This is a genomic window from Anaerolactibacter massiliensis, assembly GCF_900290205.1.
In the GTDB taxonomy this organism is placed as follows: Bacteria; Bacillota_I; Bacilli_A; order Erysipelotrichales; family Erysipelotrichaceae; genus Bulleidia; species Bulleidia intestinalis.
The window spans coordinates 1,669,225-1,687,599 of sequence record NZ_OLMH01000002.1 but is presented as its reverse complement, the minus strand read 5'-3'; the positions used below and the strand labels follow the sequence as shown (position 1 = coordinate 1,687,599).

Genomic DNA, 18,375 nt, shown 5'->3' with positions numbered 1-18,375 from the left:
AAAGGAGAAGAGATCTGTTCTGCCTGCAGTGATTTCTGTATGGGAGGAAAAGATAATGAAACGATTTGCTGGTTTTCTGCTGGCGCTGTCTGCGGCTTTCGGATTATGTCTGCAGCCGGTGCAGGCGGCAGGTACGACCTTCGGGGACATCGGTGCCGGTTCTTCTGACATCATCGTGCTTTACACGAATGATGTGCATGGAGGAATTTCGGACAATGCCGGTCTGACCGGAACTTCTTCTTCGCTTGGCTATGCCGGCATTGCGGCAGTCCGGGCAGAGGCACAGGCACAGGCGGCTGGAGTTCTTCTGGTAGACAATGGCGATTCCATTCAGGGAGCAGTGTTCGACACGCTGTCGGATGGCACTGCGTCCATGGATCTGATGGAGAAGCTTGGCTATGATCTGTGCATACCGGGCAATCATGAGTTTGATTTCGGCGTGGATACGTTCCTGGATGAAGTGAAGAATCATCCTGGTCTCGAGTATATCTGTGCAAATTTCACAGATATGGATGGAAACTTCGTCTTTGACAAAGGCTATGAAGTAAAGGACTTTGAAGTGGACGGAAGCGACGTGAAGATCGCGTTTGTCGGTCTGGATACTCCGGAGTCGATCTCCAAGGGAACTCCGACGTACTTCATGGAAGATGACGGACAGACGTATAAGTACACGTTCAATGCGGATACTCCGGAAGACTTCTATGCCTATATTCAGAAGACGGTTGATCAGGCAAGAACCGAAGCGGATTATGTCATCGTCATGGGGCATATCGGCGATGAGGGTGTCACGGATGGCTGGTCCAGTCCGGAAATTATCGAGAATACAGATGGAATCGATGTGTTCCTGGACGGTCATGCGCATTCCGTCATTGCAGGCGAACAGATTGAGAACAAAGATGGCGAGGAAGTTCTTCTGACCAGCACCGGCACCAAGCTGGAGAATATCGGCTGCCTGAAGCTGACGGTTGCGGATGGAAAGATCAGTGCAGCAGAGAGCCATCTGATTGATACGATCACGGATGAGGAGAAGAGCAGCGAAGCTTATCAGAACATGGCTTCGGAAGTCTCTGCAGTAGAAGATCAGTATGCATATCTGGCGGAAGTGGTCGGACATACGGATTATGATCTGAAGATCTATGATCCATCGGACAGCAGCGTGCGGCTGGTCAGAACCCGTGACTGCAATATGGCAGACTTCCTGACCGATGGCTATGTCTGGGCATCCAGCAATCTGGATGGGTTTGAGCCGGCAGATCTGTCTTTGCTCAATGGCGGATCAATCCGCGCAGATATCCTGGCAGGAGATGTGACTTATACCAGCGTGCTCACGGTCTTCCCGTGGTATACCCATGTGACGGAAATCAAGGCAACCGGACAGCAGATTGTCGACTGCCTGGAGATGGGGGCACGGAAGTCTCCGGAAGAATGCGGCGGCTTCATGATCGGCGGAAATCTGAGCTATCAGATCGATCTGTCGAAAGAAAGCAAAGTCTCGGAAGACAGCCAGGGAATGTTCTTAGGAGTAGATGGTTCCTATGAGAACGGCGACTACCGCGTGAACAATGTGCTGATCGGCGGCGAGCCGTTGGATCTGGAAAAGGAATACCTGCTGGTGATCAATGATTACTACTACACGCAGTGCGGCGATGGCATGACAATGTTCCAGAACGATGAGGCCATCGTGAACGGAGATGACAATGTCATTGATGTAGAGCTGATGTGCAGCTTCTTCAAGTCGCTGGAGAATGAGCAGGTTCCTGATACTTACAGCAATCCTTATGGTGATGGAAGAATCACAGTGATTGCCGATGCAGAAGCCGCTGCTTCTGAAACCGCAGACAGCGGTCTGCTCAATGCGCTGACTTCTTCAGACCTCGGAATCAAGGAAAAGAATACTGCCGCCTTTGATCTTTCTGCTTCATCAGCAGTTCTGAATTCCGATAATCTGTACTGTGTGCGGATTGCAAAAGATCAGCTTCCGGCTTCCCTGCAGAGTGCAGCGAATGTCTATGCAGTTTCACAGGCTGATATGTCGCCGGTGCTCTGTTCCCGTGATGGAAATGGAGACCTGCTGGTTCCGGTAACGGATGCGGATGGCTCTGTTGTTCTGGGAACGAATTCCAGCAATTCGATCCAGACCATCGCTGTCGTGTGCATGGTGATCCTTCTGATCGCTCTGATTGCTGCGCAGGCAGCGGATCGCCGCAGGAAAGAATAAGGCATTGAACTAGCAGCGGCGGGGGAGAAAACTTTCTCTCTCTGCCGCTGCTTTTTTTCACGATTTGTTTCGCCATCAGAAATTTCTGTACCGAAATTCAATTTTTCTGAGTGTAAGGGCTTTCTTCCTAACGTATAATTATGGTAAACAGAAACGGCAGACTGCTTCGGTGTCTGCCTGAATTGAATAGGGGGAAGCGAATGAAACTAATCTTCCTGGATATTGACGGGACTCTGACTCCGGCTGGATCCAATGTTCCGCCAGAGAGTGCCTTGCGGGCAATCCGCAGGACCAGAGATCTCGGAAATCTGGTGTTTCTCTGCACAGGACGGAACTATGCCATGCTGAAACCGTTACTGAAGTATCCGTTTGACGGCATGGTGGCTTCGGCTGGCGGCTATGTCACACTGGATGACAAGGTGATCTATGATCATCCGATGACAGATGAACAGTTGAAAAGAAGTCTGGAAGTACTTCATAAGAACGGAGTATTCTGCACGATTGAAGCGAAGAATGCAACCTATGGAGATGAGAATCTCGGCGACTTCCTGAAGAATGCGGATGCGGACAATTCTGAAATCGAACGGTGGCGGAAAGCGTTATCAGAGTCGCTTTCGATCCGGCCGATGAAAGAATATGACGGAGCACCCGTATATAAGGTTGTGATCATGTGTCAGAATTCATCACAGCTGGAGGAACCGAAGCGGATGCTCGGAGATGAATTTGATTTCGTGATCCAGGAAGTCAGAGCACATGGGAGCTGTCAGAATGGAGAGCTGATCAATCGTGCGTTTGATAAAGGGACCGGGATCCGTAAGATCGCAGAAGCATTGAAGGTACCGCTGAGTGATACGTATGGATTCGGCGATTCGATGAATGATCTGACCATGATTCAGACGGTGGGAACATCTGTCTGCATGGCGAATGGAGCAGAGGCTCTGAAGAAGATCAGCAATGTGGTAGTTCCTTCTGTAGAGGAAGACGGGCTTGAAAAGGGATTTCAGATACTCGGGCTTCTGGACGGAAGCGGATTATAAGCAACGAGGGGAGAATAGTAAAGGGTATGGCATTGGATTATCGGAAGTGCGCGGAAGAGATTTACAGCCATCTGGGCGGAAAAGACAACATCGCTTCAGCAGCACATTGCGCAACACGGCTTCGCCTTGCAATTGTGGATAACAGCAAGGTTGATGTCAAAGCACTCGAAAATGTCGAGGGCGTCAAGGGAGTCTTCTCTTCCAATGGTCAGCTTCAGCTGATCATCGGAACAGGAACCGTCAATAAGGTATATGACGAATTCCTTGATATCACGGGTCTGTCAGCGGCGACCAAAGAAGACGTGAAGGCAGCTGCGGCAGCGCAGATGCCGGTCTGGAAGCAGATGCTGAAAGCACTGGGCGATGTATTCGTTCCGATTCTGCCGGCGATCGTAGCTTCTGGTCTCATGATGGGTCTTGTTGAAGCACTCGGCAAGGCGATTCCGGGATTTGCGGCAAGCGACTGGTATAACTTCCTGGATATGGTAGCGAATACCGCGTTCGCATATCTGCCGGTTATTGTTGCAGTATCTGCGGCAAAGGTCTTCGGCGGCAACGTGTATCTGGGTGCGGTCATCGGTCTATTGATGATTCATTCCAACCTGGTGAATGCGTGGGCTGTCGCAAGCTATGAAGGCGCGATTCCGACCTGGAATCTGTTCGGCCTCTCAGTCCGTCAGGTAGGCTATCAGGGACATGTCATTCCGGTCATCATATCGGTATGGTTCATGTCGAGGCTGGAGCAGTGGCTCCATAAGAAGGTCCCGGAAATGATCGACCTCTTCGTGGTTCCGCTGGTCACCGTGCTGGTCACGGCCCTGCTGACGTTCATCGTCATCGGCCCGATCTTCGCACAGCTTGAGAACTGGGTGCTTGCCGGTGCGCAGGTGCTGGTCAAGAATCCGTTCGGGGCTGCGGCAATGGGGGCGCTGTATCCGTGGACGGTCGTCATGGGTCTGCATCATATGTATAACATCATCGAAGCAGGCATGCTGGCAGCCGGCGGTCTGAATACCTGGATGCCGATCGCTTCGGCAGCGAACTTTGCACAGTTCGGTGCCTGCTTGGCAGTAGGTCTCAAGACCAGGAATGCAAAGATGAAGTCCGTTGCAGTTCCGTCTTCGCTCTCGGCAGCGTTAGGAATCACGGAACCGGCTATCTTCGGTGTCAATATGCGTCTCTTCAAGCCATTCATCGCGGCTATGATCGCCGGCGCAGTCGGCTCGCTGTTTGCGGCATTCTCCGGAATCGGTGCTACGGCATATGGCGTAACCGGAATCCCGGGCTATCTCACGATCAACAATCCGCTGGTCTATACGATTCTTCTTGCGATTTCCGGAGGCCTGGCATTCGTTCTGACGAACATCCTCTGGAAAGAAGATGCTGAGGCTGATGCAGTCGAAGCAGAAGGCACAGCGGCTGAAAAGACAGCGTTCGAAAAGGCTGAAGCTCCGAAGGAAACCGCAATCACCACAGAAGCAGGTGTCGTTCTTTCTCCGGTCAATGGCAAGATCATTCCGGCATCTGAAATCCCGGATGCAGTATTTGCCGGCGAAGCGATGGGTCCGTCAATCGGAATTGAAGTCAGTGATGATGTGGTCTATGCACCGTTTGACGGCGAAGTGGTCATGGTATTCCCGACGAATCATGCGGTCGGTCTCAAATCTGATACCGGTATGGAGGTGCTGATCCATGTCGGCGTGGATACCGTCAATATGAATGGCGACGGCTTCAAGGCATTCGTCAAGCAGGGCGACAAAGTCAAGGCTGGTCAGGAACTGCTCCAGTTTGATCGGAAGAAGATCAAGGCAGCCGGCCATCCGGACACGGTCATTGTAGTGCTGACCAATGGCACTGAGTTCAAGGATGTGAAGAAAGCAGCCTGAATACGAACAGAGGAGGAACGGGGGATGCGGTTCCTCCTCTTTGTTTTCTTCTGAGAACGCAAAAAAAAGCCTCATACGAGGCACAGTGTTATCTGGGGAAAGCCGCACATCATTCGCTGAATCGTGTTCGACTTTTCCAGTTAAGGCAGGGGTGGAGAGAATCGAACTCCCATTAGCGGTTTTGGAGACCGATGTACTACCATTGTACGACACCCCTAAAACCATATGGTGACGAGTACGGGATTCGGACCCGTGAATGCCGCCGTGAAAGGGCGGTGTGTTAAGCCGCTTCACCAACTCGCCAGAGCGACTGCTCATGTATATTATCATAACGGAATTCGGAAAACAACAGAAAAAACAGAAAAGTTTCATCACCTTCACTTGTAAAAGTTAACGCAACCCCAGTATTGCATTAAGTATGTCTGAACAAGAAGTTATAAAGGGCTTGCATTAAGTAGATCTGAAACGGTTCTTCCTTTAACATTTAGATATCAGCCAGATTACTGCCATCTAACGATAGAACTGGAGGAACTGTCTATGGCAGCTTATCGTCGTTTTGATCTGGATAAGCGTATTACGCTTCAGAAGAATCTCTCTGATGGTCTTTCCTTTGCAAAAATAGCTGATGAACTCGGAATGTCTGCTTCTTCTGTTGGCAGAGAAGTAAAGCAGTATCGCACGCTCGTAAACACTTACGGAGTCGGACATACCAACAGATGTATTCATCGCCGGGATTGTTCAATATCCGGAATCTGTCCTGGTCAGTCAGGTATCTGCAGAGACAAGAAATGCAATCATTGCAGAAAACAGAACTGCAATCAGGCATGCAGCAGCTACGGAGAAGAAGTCTGCAGGAAGCTGGATTCACCGCCATATGTATGCAATCAGTGCATAAAGAAGAAGTACTGTCCTCTGAAAAAGTACATGTATTATGCCGATCAAGCGGACAAGAAAGCCAGAGAAATCCGCAAGGAGTCTCGTTCTGGTCTCACATTGACCGAGGACGAGGTGAAGGAGATTGATACTCTTCTATCAGATCGTCTGAAAATGGGGCAGTCAGTCCATCATATCTTTGTCGATGAGCCGGACGTTTTCACCATCAGCGAAAAGCAGGCCTACAATCTGATCAATCAGGGTCTGATCTCCGCAAGACCGATTGATCTTCCCCGTGCCGTGCGCATGAAGCCTCGCAGTAAAAAGGCACAGATCGTCAAAGTTGACAAGAAGTGCCGGATCGGAAGAACCTATGAAGACTATCTGAAATTCATGGAAGAACACCCGGATTTTTCTGTTCTGCAGGGTGACAGCGTAGAAGGAAAAAAGGGAGGAAAATGCATTCTGACACTTACATGGGCGAACTGGGACTTCCAGATTGCCTTTCTCAGAGACCATAACAATTCGGCATCTGTTACATCAATTGTCAATCATCTGTATGAATCTCTTGGTGCGGAACTATTCCAGAAAGTGATGCCAGCTGTATGGCTTCTGGATAATGGATCAGAATTTTCCAATCCGTCAGAAATTGAGAAGTTCGGTGTCTATGTGTTCTACTGCGATCCTGGTGCTCCATACCAGAAGCCTAACTGTGAGAATACGCATTCCGTCTTCCGCAGAATCATTCCGAAGGGACATTCATTCAATGATCTGGACCAGGATTTCTTCGATCTTGCGTTCAGTCATACAAATTCGCTGCGCAGGAAGAAGCTGAATGACCACACTCCCTATGAAATGTTCTCGTTTGCCTATGGCGATGACATTGCGGAAAAGTGTTTCCGCATTCATCAGATCCAGGGAAAGGATGTAATTCTGGACCCTTCCCTTGTCAGAATTTATCGTGACTCCAGAAGAAAGGAAGGCATCGAGTAATGAAATACACCGTAAGCCTTCCTGAGATCACCAAAGTCATAATGACGAATGCTCCGCAGGAATTGCCTGGAGACGAGAAGGAATCTCTTGTTAGCATCTACATCCAGGACTGCACCGCTCATATCGACTTTTACATCATGAGCTGGCACAGAGAGAGCGGCTGCTTTTTCGCTCTTGTAGATCCTCTTCCTGATCCGCAGGTTCTCGATCTCGAATACGTCAGCTTCTCGTTTCTCAGGGATCATGATCTCTTCTACTCCGTTTATCCAAAGAAGAAACGTCCTCGGTACAAGAAGATTTATAACCGTATTCTACCGATGAAGTATGAGATTCCCTCATAATCATCTGACCGGCACCACCAATCACTAAGCACTGAAATCATGGCAGGTTCTGGCTGAGCATCCGTCATTATTCCCCGTTGCGCTGACCGTGTCTGAATTTTATCGGCACAGCAGGGCAGGTTTTACTGCGCTTAAATTGTAACGTATTTGAACACTTTTCCTATCATTTCAGGCAGAAAATCCATAGAAAAGAGACCGGAATTACTTCAGAACCGGTCTCTCACTATTCCTTGTCACACACAGCTTGCGATAACTTCGTAAAACTTGCGTTCAGTTTTTCAATTCACCAAAGTTTCATCACAATATTCTGGTTTTCCCTGCTTCCATATCAGAACGATCCCGGACAGCGCAGAAACGCCGCGCAGACACCGGGGCGGGTCTGTGATATGATTACTTCGCCTTGAAAGGAATGAAAGAATGATCAAACAGCCAGTCAGAACTACGATGTCTGACTTTATCAAATCGATGATGGGCAGTCAGCTCGTGATTCCGGTATATCAGAGAAATTATTCCTGGAATCCTTTCGGTGAGACTGCCCATTTCATGGATGACCTGGAGGATCTGCTTGCGGATCGCAGCCGGAATCACTTCCTCGGCATTCTGATCTATACCGAATCTGATCTCGGTGCGATGTATAAGGAGATTCAGATTGTGGATGGCCAGCAGCGTCTGACGACTTCCTTCATCTTCCTGCTCTGCCTCAAGCGGGTGGCCAAGGAGAAGAATGATGCGGAGATTGAAGGGATGATTGATGACTATTATCTCTATAACCGCCATGCCTCGAAAGAAGCCCGGCTGCGCCTGAAGCCTGCTGTTTCGGAAGATGATGTCTATGCCAAGCTTGTCTACGGAAGCTGGACTGATCTCACGAAAAAAGAGAAGGAAACAACGGTCTACCGGAATTACGATTATATCTACGGAAGAATCGAGAAGGCAGCCCAGAAATATTCTCTGGCTGAGATACTGGATACGCTGGGAAGAATGGATATCCTGGCTTTTCCGCTTTCCGATCAGGACAATGCACAGCAGATCTTCGAGTCCATCAATAGCACGGGTGCTCCATTGACTTCTGCAGATATGATCCGGAACTATATTCTGATGAATGATACCAGCGAAGTGCAGGAGCGGAATTACCGCATGTACTGGCAGCCGCTGGAACAGATGATGCCGGATTCTCATAAGCTGGAAGAATTCTTCCGGTATTATCTGGCATCCAGAACGTATGAACTGCTCAATCGCAGAGATGTGTACGAAGGATTCAAGGATTTCTGGAATGCGTTGGAAGCAGATAAGGAAACCAAGCTCCGGGAGATCAATCGCTTCTGCCGGTATTACAATGCCATTGTGAACGGACCTGCCGAGGAACCGGAGCTGGAAGCAGTGCTGAAGAATTTCCGCAGGAATGAAACCAGGGTTCCGGCTCCGTTCCTGATGGGCATGTTCAGTCTTCATGACGAAGGAAAGCTTGATCTGAAGACGCTGATGGATCTGATCCGTCTGCTGGATACGTATCTGATGAGACGGTCTCTTTGCGGAATGGACAGCGGTTCGCTCAGCCGGTATTTCCCGCAGCTGCTTCGTTCTGTTCTCAACAGCTGGCAGAAGACGCATCAGAATCTCATGGAGATCACTCGTGTATTTCTCGTCAACAACAACCGCGGAAAGGCTCTGGCAATGCCGACTGACAGCCAGCTGCGCAGCTGCCTGAGAGAAGTTAATGCTTATTCACTGATGTGCATCCGCCCGGTTCTGGAGCGGATCGAGCACTACGAGGCTACGGCTGAAGTGGATACTTCTGCCTTGAATATCGAGCACATCATGCCCCAGCATCCAGATGCGTGGTGGAAGCAGCACAGCGGCGCCCGGGATGAAGAAGAATATGCCTTCTATGCAAATCTGATCGGCAACCTTACGCTCTGCGCGGAGTATGACAATACCCGGATGGGCAATCAGGATTTCGCATTCAAGAAGTCCGTTCTTTCGAAAACCCTCCACATCCGCATGAATACGGAGCTTCTGAAGAAGGATACATGGACCGTCAGAGACATTCTGCAGCGCTGCGATGAGATGGCAGATCAGATCATCGCAATTTACCCTTATGAACCAGGAAAGGCATCAATCGAAATGACAAAAAATGATAACGTGATCATACTCACTGCTCCGACAGTCAATGCGCGGGCCCTCTATGTGAACCCGCAGTGCATTGAAATTCTCGCCGGGACAACCATGAAGGCATACGGACCTCAGGAAATGAAGTCCATGCGCTCTTTGTTCCGGGACATGACGGAGAAAGGAATTCTCGGCGAAACCGAGACCGGAAGAATCCAGTTCGAAAAGAACTACCGCTTCCATGATCTGAATACCGCAGCACAGTTTCTGCTCCACAGGGGCGGCGACAATACTGCTATGTGGACGAGAGAAAACGGCAGCCCGCTTCCGGAAGCTAAGCCGGCTGAAAAGACTGACGCAAAAGCACCTGCAATGAAGCAGCAGAATCACCGGAAGAACAATCATTCCGGAAACAAGCCGAACAAAGCAAAGCCGTCAGAACAGAAAAAGAATCCGGAACACAAGTCTTCCGCCAAGAAGCCGAATCAGAACCCGCCGAAGAAGAAGGCTGATCCTCACCATAACCAGAATCAGAGCAGAAAGAACGATTCTTCTGATCAGAAACAGAATTATCAGAACCATCAGAATCACTCCGGCTCCCATAACCAGAAAACTCAGCCGAAACAGGCTGAGCAGAAGAACCAGGAACATTCCGGAAACAGCCAGCCGAAAAAGAAGAAGAGCTATCGCCGGCAGACCATGGCGGATAAGATGGATATCAAGCCACAGAAAGTAACTCCGCAGGTCAAGGAAGCAGAGAAGAGCGGCAATGGCTTCTTCAGCAACATCCTTGCCCGCTTCAGACACTAAAGAGAATACCAGGCTTTGACTGCCTTGAATGCAGAAGGAACTGCTGTCTCAGCAAGTTCCTTTTCTGTCAGCAGCAGACAGTTCTCCGCCTTCAGGGTGCTCAGATCGGCAATCCGGATCTCAAATGCCCGCATATCCCATTCCAGGTGCGTGAAGAGATGCTTTGAATCCGGCAGCCGCTTGATCCGCAATGGCATCACATGGAACTGCTGCTCGGCAGCTTCGGCTGCCTGACTGGCGTCCAGCCATTCATCCATCCCGGGAAATTCATATAATCCAGCCAGCAGTCCATGCGCAGGTCGCTTTCTCAGCAGGAAGCGTTCGCCATCCCGGATCACAAACAGCGTGCGCTTTACTACTTTCCGCTCTTTCAGAGCACTCCGGTAAGGAATTTCATCCGTCCTGTTTTCCAGATGTGCCGTGCAGAACGGCTTCCAGGGACAGCTGTCGCAATGCGGTTCTCCATTCGGAACACAGATCAGTGCACCAAGTTCCATCAATCCCTGGGTGAAATGAGAAACAAACGCCGGATCAGCTTTCTCTGCTTCAGAAAGATGGTTCTCATAGAAATCTGAAATGACTGATTCATAAGACTTTCTGGTTTCCGGATTCCGGATATCAGAAGGATCAGAGAAAAGTCTTGCCAGCACCCGCAGCACATTGCCATCAACTGCTGGTACCGGAATGCCATAGGCAATGGCGGCGATTGCCCCGGACGTATACGGGCCGATTCCCGGAAGCTTTCTCAGCTTGCAAGGATCCGCAGGCAGCACGCCATCATATTCCTGCATGACTGCCTGAGCACATTTCTTCAGGTTTCTTGCCCGGCTGTAATAGCCCATGCCTTCCCAGAGCTTCATCAGCCGATCGTCTTCGCACTCTGCAAGCGAGGCAATATCCGGAAGTTTTTTACGGAATTGCAGGAAGCGTTCTTTCACAAATTCTACTCTGGTCTGCTGCAGCATGATCTCGCTCAGCCAGACATCATAAGGATTTCCGGTATTCCGCCAGGGGAGAATGCGCTGATTTTTCTGAAACCAGCTGGTCAGACGCAAGGCTTGTTCAAGGGTGATTTCCATACCGGACATTGTATCAGCATGTTGAGAAAAATCCTCCGGTGGGTTAATATAAAAAAGTACTTGAAAGATGCATCTGTAGTTCAATGGTAGAATGCGACCTTCCCAAGGTTGAGACGCGGGTCCGATTCCCGTCAGGTGCTCCATAGATATGAAAACCGCAGAGCTATGCGGTTTTTATGTGCATGATCATGCATTTCTGGCTGCTCCTGAACAGCCCTGGGGCTCGGAGATTATCGTATCTTTGTGTAGACAAACTTCCGCTGAGAAATCATAGTTGAGAAAAGGGTACTGCCGTTCTGGGTGAGATGGCAGACTCATAAACAGAGGAGGACATCAGGATGACTAGACATCTATCACCGGAGATCCGGGTTCCGATTGACCCGGAGAATCCATCAATTGAGCGGCGTGAGGAACTTTGTATCCGCTGCGGGAACTGCCGGGACGTATGCCGGGATGAGATCTCGGTTCTGACGTATTATGACCTGCAGAAAACAGGGGATGTGCCGATCTGCATCCACTGCGGACAGTGCGCGAATGTCTGCCCGGTGGATTCGATCACGGAAAAGAGCGAGGTTGCTGCGCTGAAGCAGGCGATTGCAGATCCTGAGAAGCTGGTCATCGTATCTACTTCGCCATCGGTCCGGGTTTCTCTGGGAGAGGGATTCGGGGAAAAGCCGGGGACTTTCTCAGAAGGAAAGATGGTTGCGCTGCTTCGCGCGCTGGGGGCTGATATCGTGCTGGATACCGATTTTGCGGCAGATATGACAATCGTGGAAGAAGCTTCGGAACTGCTCAGCCGTGTCACGGAAAAGCGTGCTCCGCTGCCGCAGTTTACGTCCTGCTGTCCGGCCTGGGTGAAGTTCGCAGAGACCTATTATCCTGATCTGCTGCCGCATATTTCATCGGCCAAGAGTCCGATTGGCATGCAGGGACCGACGATCAAGACCTGGTATGCGAAAAAGAGAGGCATCGATCCGAAGAAGATCGTGAATGTGTGCCTGACCCCATGCACCGCAAAGAAGTTTGAGATCCGCAGAGAAGAAATGAATGATTCTGCTTCTTTCTGGAATGAACCATCACTCAGAGACATGGATCTCTGCATCACGACGAGAGAGCTCATCAGCTGGGCGAAGGAATCCGGCATTGATTACAGCTCTCTTGAGGAGTCGGATTACGATTCCCTGATGTCTGAGAAGAGCGGTGCCGGCGTGATCTTCGGAGCGACCGGCGGCGTCATGGAAGCAGCCTTGAGAGCGGCATATGAATACCTGAATCACAAGCCGGCACCGAAAGAGCTGCTGCATCTTTCCGCACTGCGCGGGTATGAAGGCATCCGGACTGCTGAAGTACAGCTTACAGAGTCTCTCTGCCTGCGTGCTGCAGTGATTTACGGAACGGCAAATGTCCGCCGTTTCCTGGAAGAACAGAAGCTGGAGGACTTTGATTTCATCGAAGTCATGACCTGCCCGGGCGGCTGTATTGGCGGCGGAGGTCAGCCGAAGCATCTGGAAACGGCTGATGAAGCAAGAAAAAAACGGATCGAAGGCCTGTTTCAGAAAGATGCCGCAATGGATGAGAAGGTCAGCACCAGGAACCAGGAGCTGAATGAGCTGTATGAGTCCTTCTATGGGAAACCGCTCTCTGATCTTGCGGAAAAGATGCTTCATACGACTTATCACTCCAGAGAACAGGATCTCGGAGAGAGCGCTGATTCCTATCGGAAGCTGAAGGCAACCAGGAAGCATGAAAGTGATTATGAGGAAGTCACAGAACCAGGAGCCAAGGTCAGAAAGTGGAAGTGCCGGATCTGCGGCTATATCTATGAGGGAGAACAGCCTCCGAGAGAGTGCCCGGTCTGCCATCAGGGTGCAGAAGTCTTTGATCTGATGAAGACCTGGAAGTGCAGAGTATGCGGATATGTCTGTGAGGGAGTAACTCCTCCGGAAGAATGCCCGGTCTGCCATCAGGGTGCAGAAGTCTTTGATCTGATGAAAACCTGGAAGTGCAGAGTATGCGGATATGTCTGTGAGGGAGTAACTCCTCCGGAAGAATGCCCGGTCTGCCACCAGGGTGCAGAAGTCTTTGATCTGATGAAGACCTGGAAGTGCAGAGTATGCGGATATGTCTGTGAGGGAGTAACTCCTCCGGAAGAATGCCCGATTTGCCACCAGGGTGCTGAGGTCTTCGTGGAAATCTGAATTGAAAGAATGAGCAGGAACCCGTGGCATAGATAGCTGCGGGTTTTCTGTGCCCTGTTTCGGATCCATGTATGCCTGCTTCCAGGTGTCTGTCTTCTTCCGGATTCTGCTGTTTTCTGAAGTTCTTGATGAATTTGATCGGATTATGACCTGCTGAATACGGCTTGATCATGGGCTTTATTTACAGAAGTGAGGGCGATTCAGAAAGGCGAAAAATTCGCAAAAGTTTCATCTTGAAGTAGGACAGCAAGGTGCTATTGTTATCAATGTGTTTGTGATAGCCGCAGACATGGAAGCATGCTCCTGATCGAATAGGGGAGCCGTGAAAAGATACAGGATCGGCTCGACAGTAAAAGTCAGAAGAATGGTGACATATTGCGCAGTAAGGAGCGCTTGATCACAGTATGGATTCTCACCCGGTTCGTCTCAGGAAGGCTGCAGCGGCAGCCGTATGTGCAGTTCTTGTCATTGCTGGTATTTCTGCTTCACTCTCTGTTGCTGAAACTGCTGATCTTTCTTCGGCAGCTTCCATCGGCAAAGCCCTCGGCGGGGCTTCCCTCATTCCGGCAGCCATTACCATTCTGCTTGCATTCTGTTTCCAGGATGTGATTCTTTCTCTGCTGGCAGGTCTTGTGAGCGGGGTCATGATGTGGATGTGTCTTCAGAAAGAAGCTCCGTATCTGATTCTCGACGAAACCTGCACGCGGATCGTGAATACGATTGCTGATCGCAATAATGTGGCAGTGCTGATTTCGTGCCTGGCGATCGGAGGCATGGTGGAAGTGATCCGCAGAAGCGGCGGCTTCGAGCAGATGGCGGAGAAGATGGTCCGTAAGGTGAACAGTGCCCGCAAGGCGAGCCTGGTCGGCGAACTGCTCGGCGTCATCGTGTTCTTCGATGACTATGCGAATTCCCTGATCGTCGGGCCGGTCATGAAGCCGATCACCGATAAGCTGAATGTCTCCCGGGAGAAGCTTGCATATATTGTGGATTCCACCGCGGCACCGGTATCCGGCATTGCCATCATCTCAAGCTGGGTTGCTGTAGAAGTGTCGGTCATCAATCAGGGACTTGAAAATGCACAGCTGAATCTGTCAGGATATCAGCTGTTCCTGCAGGCAATTCCGTTCTGTTTCTACTGCATCTTCTGCCTGATCTTCATTCTGGAGTCTTCTCTGACCGGAAGAGAGTTCGGGCCGATGCTGGAAGCAGAGACCAGGGCAAGAAACGGTCAGCCGCTGCGCAGGGATTCCGAGATTTATGAAGCAGAGCAGAAGAAGCAGAGCACCGGGAAGAAAACAGAAGGAAAAGTCCGGAATGCAGTAGTTCCGCTGGTAGTCCTGTTTGTATATGCACTGATCATGTTCTACGTGACTGGCAGAGCAAACGCTGTGAAAGCCGGCCTTCTGGCCGAGAACGCACCGTTTACGATGCAGAATCTCTCAACTGCATTCGGCCAGGCGGATACGGTATTCCTGATCTTTGAGGCAACGATGCTCGGCACCGCGGTGGCTGTGTTCATGGGAATCATAAGCCATGCATTCACGCTGAAGGAAGCGATCGACGCCTTCATTTCCGGCTGTGCGCAGATTCTTCCGACGGCTGTCATTCTGACAACTGCCTGGGCTTTGTCCGGGGTGGTCAAGGATCTCGGAACGGTTTATTACGCCGTAGGGGTGATCTCAGGAAATATGCCATGGCAGCTTGTTCCTGCATTCCTGTTCCTCTCCTGCTGTGCTGTGTCGTTTGCGGTCGGTTCCTTTGGCTGCATGTTCATCGCCCTGCCGATGGCGGTTCCGATTGCGGCATCGATGGTGGCACAGAATCCGGCGCTTACGGCAAGCTATCTGCCGTTATGCATCGGCTGCTCTCTGACCGGCTGTATTTTCGGGGATCACTGCTCGCCGATCACCGACTGCACGATTCTCTCTTCGCAGGGTGCCGGCTGCGACAACTTCGATCATGTGAAGACGCAGCTTCCGTATGCGCTGACGACGGCTGCAGTATCTGTGATTGCCGGGATTCTGCCTTCAACCTTCGGCGTTCCTGCATGGGCTTCGATCCTGCTTGGCAGCCTGTGCTTCTATCTGATTCTGAATGCGTTCGGACAGGTGCCTGGCATGAAGCCCGCTGCTGCCCGCAATGCTTCGCTGCTGCGCAGAAGAAGACTGCGTCCTGCCCGGACTGCCGCATAATCGCATTTGTTCTCTGCCTCTCTCATGCTATACTCTGATTGTGTCGGCGGCAGAGATGATGAAGGAATTGACCAGAATCCATCTGCTGAGTATCGTCATGACGGTGCTCAGCATTTTCATGATCTATCTGCTGTTTGAAAAACTGGATGGCCGGAAGTTTCGGATCACGGATCGCCAGTTTCATCGGCTGCTGATGGTTCTTGCATCGACTCTCGGCGTCTTCTCGCTGATCACCTGCTTATGCAGCTATGGCTTCTGAAAATGAACAGGCTCCCATGTTTCAGGGGATTGCCTTTTTTTCTCGGAAGGCCAGAATAGAGAAAATCTGAGAACAGGAAAACAGAGAATTGCTGTTGACTTGGAAGCGCTTGCGCCTATACTGGTTTAGTAAACAAAAGTTGCAAAATAAGCAAAAGCAAAGGAGAACAAATGACACAGAGAGAACGTCAGATTCTTCAGTGGATTGAGGAAAACCCGATGATCTCCCAGGAAGAGCTTGCAAAGAAAGCAGGCATTTCCAGGAGCGCAGTTGCCGTGCATATCTCCAATCTGATGAAGAAAGGGTATATTGCAGGCAAAGGTTATGTGCTTCGTTCCGGAACGTATGTTGCGGTCGTCGGCGGCGTGAACATCGATATCGGCGGACAGTCGTTTGCACCGCTGGTTGCCAGAGATTCCAATCCGGGCAAGGCTCAGACGAGTCTTGGCGGCGTCGGCAGAAATATTGCTCACAATCTGTCTCTGCTCGGAGTGGATGTGCGGTTTCTGACGGCGTTCGGAGATGATGGCTATGCTCAGCGCATCGAGGCAAGCTGTGCGAATCTCGGCATTGATATCAGCCATGCAAGAAAGATTCCAGGCGCAAGAACTTCCACGTATATCTTCCTGAATGATCCGGATGGAGATATGGCTCTTGCCGTGAATGACATGGCCATCTGCGAGGAGATCACGCCTCGTTATCTGAGCCATAACCTGACGATTCTGAATAATGCGCAGATCGTCATCATCGATACCAATATTCCGGAAGAATCCATTAAGTATATTGCAGAACATGTCACAGCTCCGATTTTCGCGGATCCGGTTTCCGTGGCCAAGGCGGATAAGCTGAAACCTTATCTCGGGAAACTGAATACGCTGAAGCCGAACCGGATTGAAGCAGAACATCTCAGCGGCGTTGAGATCCATAACCAGGAAGATCTGAAGAAAGCCGCGAAGGTTCTCCTGGATACCGGTCTGCACCGGGTATTCATCTCACTTGGTACAGATGGAGTCTTCGCGGCAGATCACCATGAGATGCTCACGTATCCCTGCTGCAGAGCAGAGATGAAGAATGCGACCGGTGCCGGAGATGCCTTCATGGCAGCCCTGGCATGGGCATATCTCGAAGGAACCAATCTCATCGATGCGGCAGCCTGGGCGAGTGCTGCAGCAGCGATTGCAGTCGAAGGTGCGGATACCATCAACCCGGATATGTCGGTGGAATCTGTCAAGGAAAAACTTCTGACCACTCAGCAATAGAAATTCATAAGGAGGAATACGAAAATGCTGAACAAATATCTTGATGTGAACCCTGAAGTAGCTGAAGCTGTCAAGGCCGGCAAGCCAGTCGTGGCTCTGGAGTCAACCATTATTTCTCATGGCATGCCTTATCCGCAGAATGTGGAGACGGCTCTGAATGTAGAGAAGATCATCCGTGAGAATGGCGCTGTCCCGGCAACGATCGCCATTATCGGCGGTCGCCTGAAGGCTGGTCTTACTCCGGAAGAAATTGAATACTTCGGCAAGAAGGGAACCAAGATCGCAAAGGCATCCCGCCGCGATCTGGCAGTGCTCTGCGCAGAAGGCCAGGATGGTGCTACCACCGTCACGACGACCATGATGATTGCCAACATGGCCGGCATCAAGTTCTTCGCTACCGGCGGTATCGGCGGTGTCCATCGCGGGGCACAGCAGACCTTCGATATCTCTGCTGACCTGGAAGAACTCGCAAATACTCCGGTCATGGTTGTCTGTGCTGGTGCAAAGGCAATTCTCGATCTCGGCTTAACGCTGGAGTATCTGGAAACTCATGGGGTTCCGGTCATCGGCTATGGAACGAAGGAGCTGCCTGCATTCTATTCCCGTCATTCCGGACTGAAGGTTGACTATGAACTGGATACCCCGGAAGAGTGCGCAAAGGCATTCCGTGTTCAGCATGACCTTGGCCTCAAGGGCGGCATGCTGGTAACAAATCCGATTCCGGAAGAGTATGCAATGGATGACAAGGTCATCAATGCTGCAATTGATGAAGCGATCAAGGAAATGGATGAGAAGGGAATCAAGGGCAAGGAGTGCACGCCGTTCCTGCTGGCAAAAGTCGCTTCCATCACGGGCGGCGATTCGCTGGATTCCAACATCCATCTGGTTTACAACAACGCAAAAGTCTGCTCGCAGATTGCTAAGTCCTTCTGGTCAGAAGAGAACAAGTAATCGCATTGCTCATTCTCAGCCGCCGGGCCATTCCGGCGGTTTTTCTGTCTCGGCAGAAATGTAATGGAAATTCCTGGTGACCTCCTGTCCGGGCGTGCCTATAATTCTCCCAGGAAAAAGCAGGCTTTAATATGGTACGAGATACCATGAAGGCGATGATAGCTGGT

General features: G+C 50.7%; 12 protein-coding genes and 3 tRNA genes. 12 read left to right on the top strand and 3 right to left on the bottom strand.

What is annotated here, in order from left to right:
- Positions 1-55: 55 nt before the first annotated feature.
- The 3 genes from C7E00_RS11610 to C7E00_RS11600 all read left to right on the top strand — a co-directional run bounded on the left by C7E00_RS11610 (position 56) and on the right by C7E00_RS11600 (position 5,141).
- Positions 56-2,218, top strand: a complete 2,163-nt coding sequence (locus tag C7E00_RS11610; protein WP_105304418.1) for a bifunctional metallophosphatase/5'-nucleotidase — start codon at positions 56-58, stop codon at positions 2,216-2,218.
- 200 nt (positions 2,219-2,418) lie between these two features.
- Complete coding sequence (locus C7E00_RS11605; RefSeq protein ID WP_105304417.1) at positions 2,419-3,255, top strand: HAD family hydrolase; 837 nt, start codon at positions 2,419-2,421, stop codon at positions 3,253-3,255.
- A gap of 26 nt (positions 3,256-3,281) precedes the next feature.
- Positions 3,282-5,141 (top strand): PTS sucrose transporter subunit IIABC, encoded by a 1,860-nt coding sequence (locus C7E00_RS11600; RefSeq protein WP_105304416.1) that lies wholly within the window; start codon positions 3,282-3,284, stop codon positions 5,139-5,141.
- Positions 5,142-5,287: 146 nt separating this feature from the next.
- Here the strand turns inward: C7E00_RS11600 and C7E00_RS11595 are convergent.
- Positions 5,288-5,358 (bottom strand) — tRNA-Trp (locus C7E00_RS11595).
- Positions 5,359-5,367: 9 nt separating this feature from the next.
- A tRNA-Glu gene (locus C7E00_RS11590) sits at positions 5,368-5,444 on the bottom strand.
- A gap of 234 nt (positions 5,445-5,678) precedes the next feature.
- Between C7E00_RS11590 and C7E00_RS11585 the strand changes: the two genes are divergently transcribed.
- The 3 genes from C7E00_RS11585 (at position 5,679) to C7E00_RS11575 (ending at position 10,267) form a co-directional block, all read left to right on the top strand.
- Positions 5,679-7,007, top strand: coding sequence for an IS30 family transposase (locus C7E00_RS11585; protein WP_105304415.1), 1,329 nt, complete (start codon positions 5,679-5,681; stop codon positions 7,005-7,007).
- Complete coding sequence (locus tag C7E00_RS11580) at positions 7,007-7,348, top strand: hypothetical protein (protein ID WP_105302609.1); 342 nt, start codon at positions 7,007-7,009, stop codon at positions 7,346-7,348. The genes C7E00_RS11585 and C7E00_RS11580 overlap by 1 nt, the downstream gene beginning before the upstream one ends.
- A gap of 417 nt (positions 7,349-7,765) precedes the next feature.
- Complete coding sequence (locus C7E00_RS11575; RefSeq protein ID WP_105304414.1) at positions 7,766-10,267, top strand: DUF262 domain-containing protein; 2,502 nt, start codon at positions 7,766-7,768, stop codon at positions 10,265-10,267.
- Here C7E00_RS11575 and C7E00_RS11570 read toward each other — a convergent pair.
- A complete protein-coding gene (locus C7E00_RS11570) occupies positions 10,264-11,346 on the bottom strand; it encodes an A/G-specific adenine glycosylase (protein ID WP_105304949.1) in 1,083 nt (360 codons plus the stop codon). The genes C7E00_RS11575 and C7E00_RS11570 overlap by 4 nt on opposite strands.
- Positions 11,347-11,415: 69 nt before the next feature.
- Here C7E00_RS11570 and C7E00_RS11565 point away from each other — a divergent pair.
- The 6 genes from C7E00_RS11565 (at position 11,416) to C7E00_RS11540 (ending at position 18,208) form a co-directional block, all read left to right on the top strand.
- Positions 11,416-11,489 (top strand) — tRNA-Gly (locus tag C7E00_RS11565).
- A 195-nt stretch (positions 11,490-11,684) separates the two neighbouring features.
- Positions 11,685-13,544: a [FeFe] hydrogenase, group A gene (locus tag C7E00_RS11560; protein WP_105304413.1), complete on the top strand. Its 1,860-nt coding sequence runs from the start codon at positions 11,685-11,687 to the stop codon at positions 13,542-13,544.
- Positions 13,545-13,948: 404 nt separating this feature from the next.
- Positions 13,949-15,739 (top strand): Na+/H+ antiporter NhaC family protein, encoded by a 1,791-nt coding sequence (locus tag C7E00_RS11555; protein ID WP_105304412.1) that lies wholly within the window; start codon positions 13,949-13,951, stop codon positions 15,737-15,739.
- A 55-nt stretch (positions 15,740-15,794) separates the two neighbouring features.
- Positions 15,795-15,998, top strand: coding sequence for a hypothetical protein (locus C7E00_RS11550; protein ID WP_135358215.1), 204 nt, complete (start codon positions 15,795-15,797; stop codon positions 15,996-15,998).
- A gap of 170 nt (positions 15,999-16,168) precedes the next feature.
- A complete protein-coding gene (locus C7E00_RS11545) occupies positions 16,169-17,257 on the top strand; it encodes a PfkB family carbohydrate kinase (protein WP_105304410.1) in 1,089 nt (362 codons plus the stop codon).
- A gap of 24 nt (positions 17,258-17,281) precedes the next feature.
- Positions 17,282-18,208 carry a pseudouridine-5'-phosphate glycosidase gene (locus C7E00_RS11540; protein WP_105304409.1) on the top strand — a complete coding sequence of 309 codons (927 nt, stop codon included), beginning with the start codon at positions 17,282-17,284 and terminating at the stop codon, positions 18,206-18,208.
- The last annotated feature ends 167 nt before the right edge of the window (positions 18,209-18,375 follow it).

Coding starts and splice junctions, on each gene's coding strand:
- C7E00_RS11610 (WP_105304418.1), top strand. CDS start 56: ATGAAACGATTTGCTGGTTTTCTGCTGGCGCTGTCTGCGGCTTTCGGA.
- C7E00_RS11605 (WP_105304417.1), top strand. CDS start 2,419: ATGAAACTAATCTTCCTGGATATTGACGGGACTCTGACTCCGGCTGGA.
- C7E00_RS11600 (WP_105304416.1), top strand. CDS start 3,282: ATGGCATTGGATTATCGGAAGTGCGCGGAAGAGATTTACAGCCATCTG.
- C7E00_RS11585 (WP_105304415.1), top strand. CDS start 5,679: ATGGCAGCTTATCGTCGTTTTGATCTGGATAAGCGTATTACGCTTCAG.
- C7E00_RS11580 (WP_105302609.1), top strand. CDS start 7,007: ATGAAATACACCGTAAGCCTTCCTGAGATCACCAAAGTCATAATGACG.
- C7E00_RS11575 (WP_105304414.1), top strand. CDS start 7,766: ATGATCAAACAGCCAGTCAGAACTACGATGTCTGACTTTATCAAATCG.
- C7E00_RS11570 (WP_105304949.1), bottom strand. CDS start 11,346: ATGGAAATCACCCTTGAACAAGCCTTGCGTCTGACCAGCTGGTTTCAG.
- C7E00_RS11560 (WP_105304413.1), top strand. CDS start 11,685: ATGACTAGACATCTATCACCGGAGATCCGGGTTCCGATTGACCCGGAG.
- C7E00_RS11555 (WP_105304412.1), top strand. CDS start 13,949: ATGGATTCTCACCCGGTTCGTCTCAGGAAGGCTGCAGCGGCAGCCGTA.
- C7E00_RS11550 (WP_135358215.1), top strand. CDS start 15,795: ATGATGAAGGAATTGACCAGAATCCATCTGCTGAGTATCGTCATGACG.
- C7E00_RS11545 (WP_105304410.1), top strand. CDS start 16,169: ATGACACAGAGAGAACGTCAGATTCTTCAGTGGATTGAGGAAAACCCG.
- C7E00_RS11540 (WP_105304409.1), top strand. CDS start 17,282: ATGCTGAACAAATATCTTGATGTGAACCCTGAAGTAGCTGAAGCTGTC.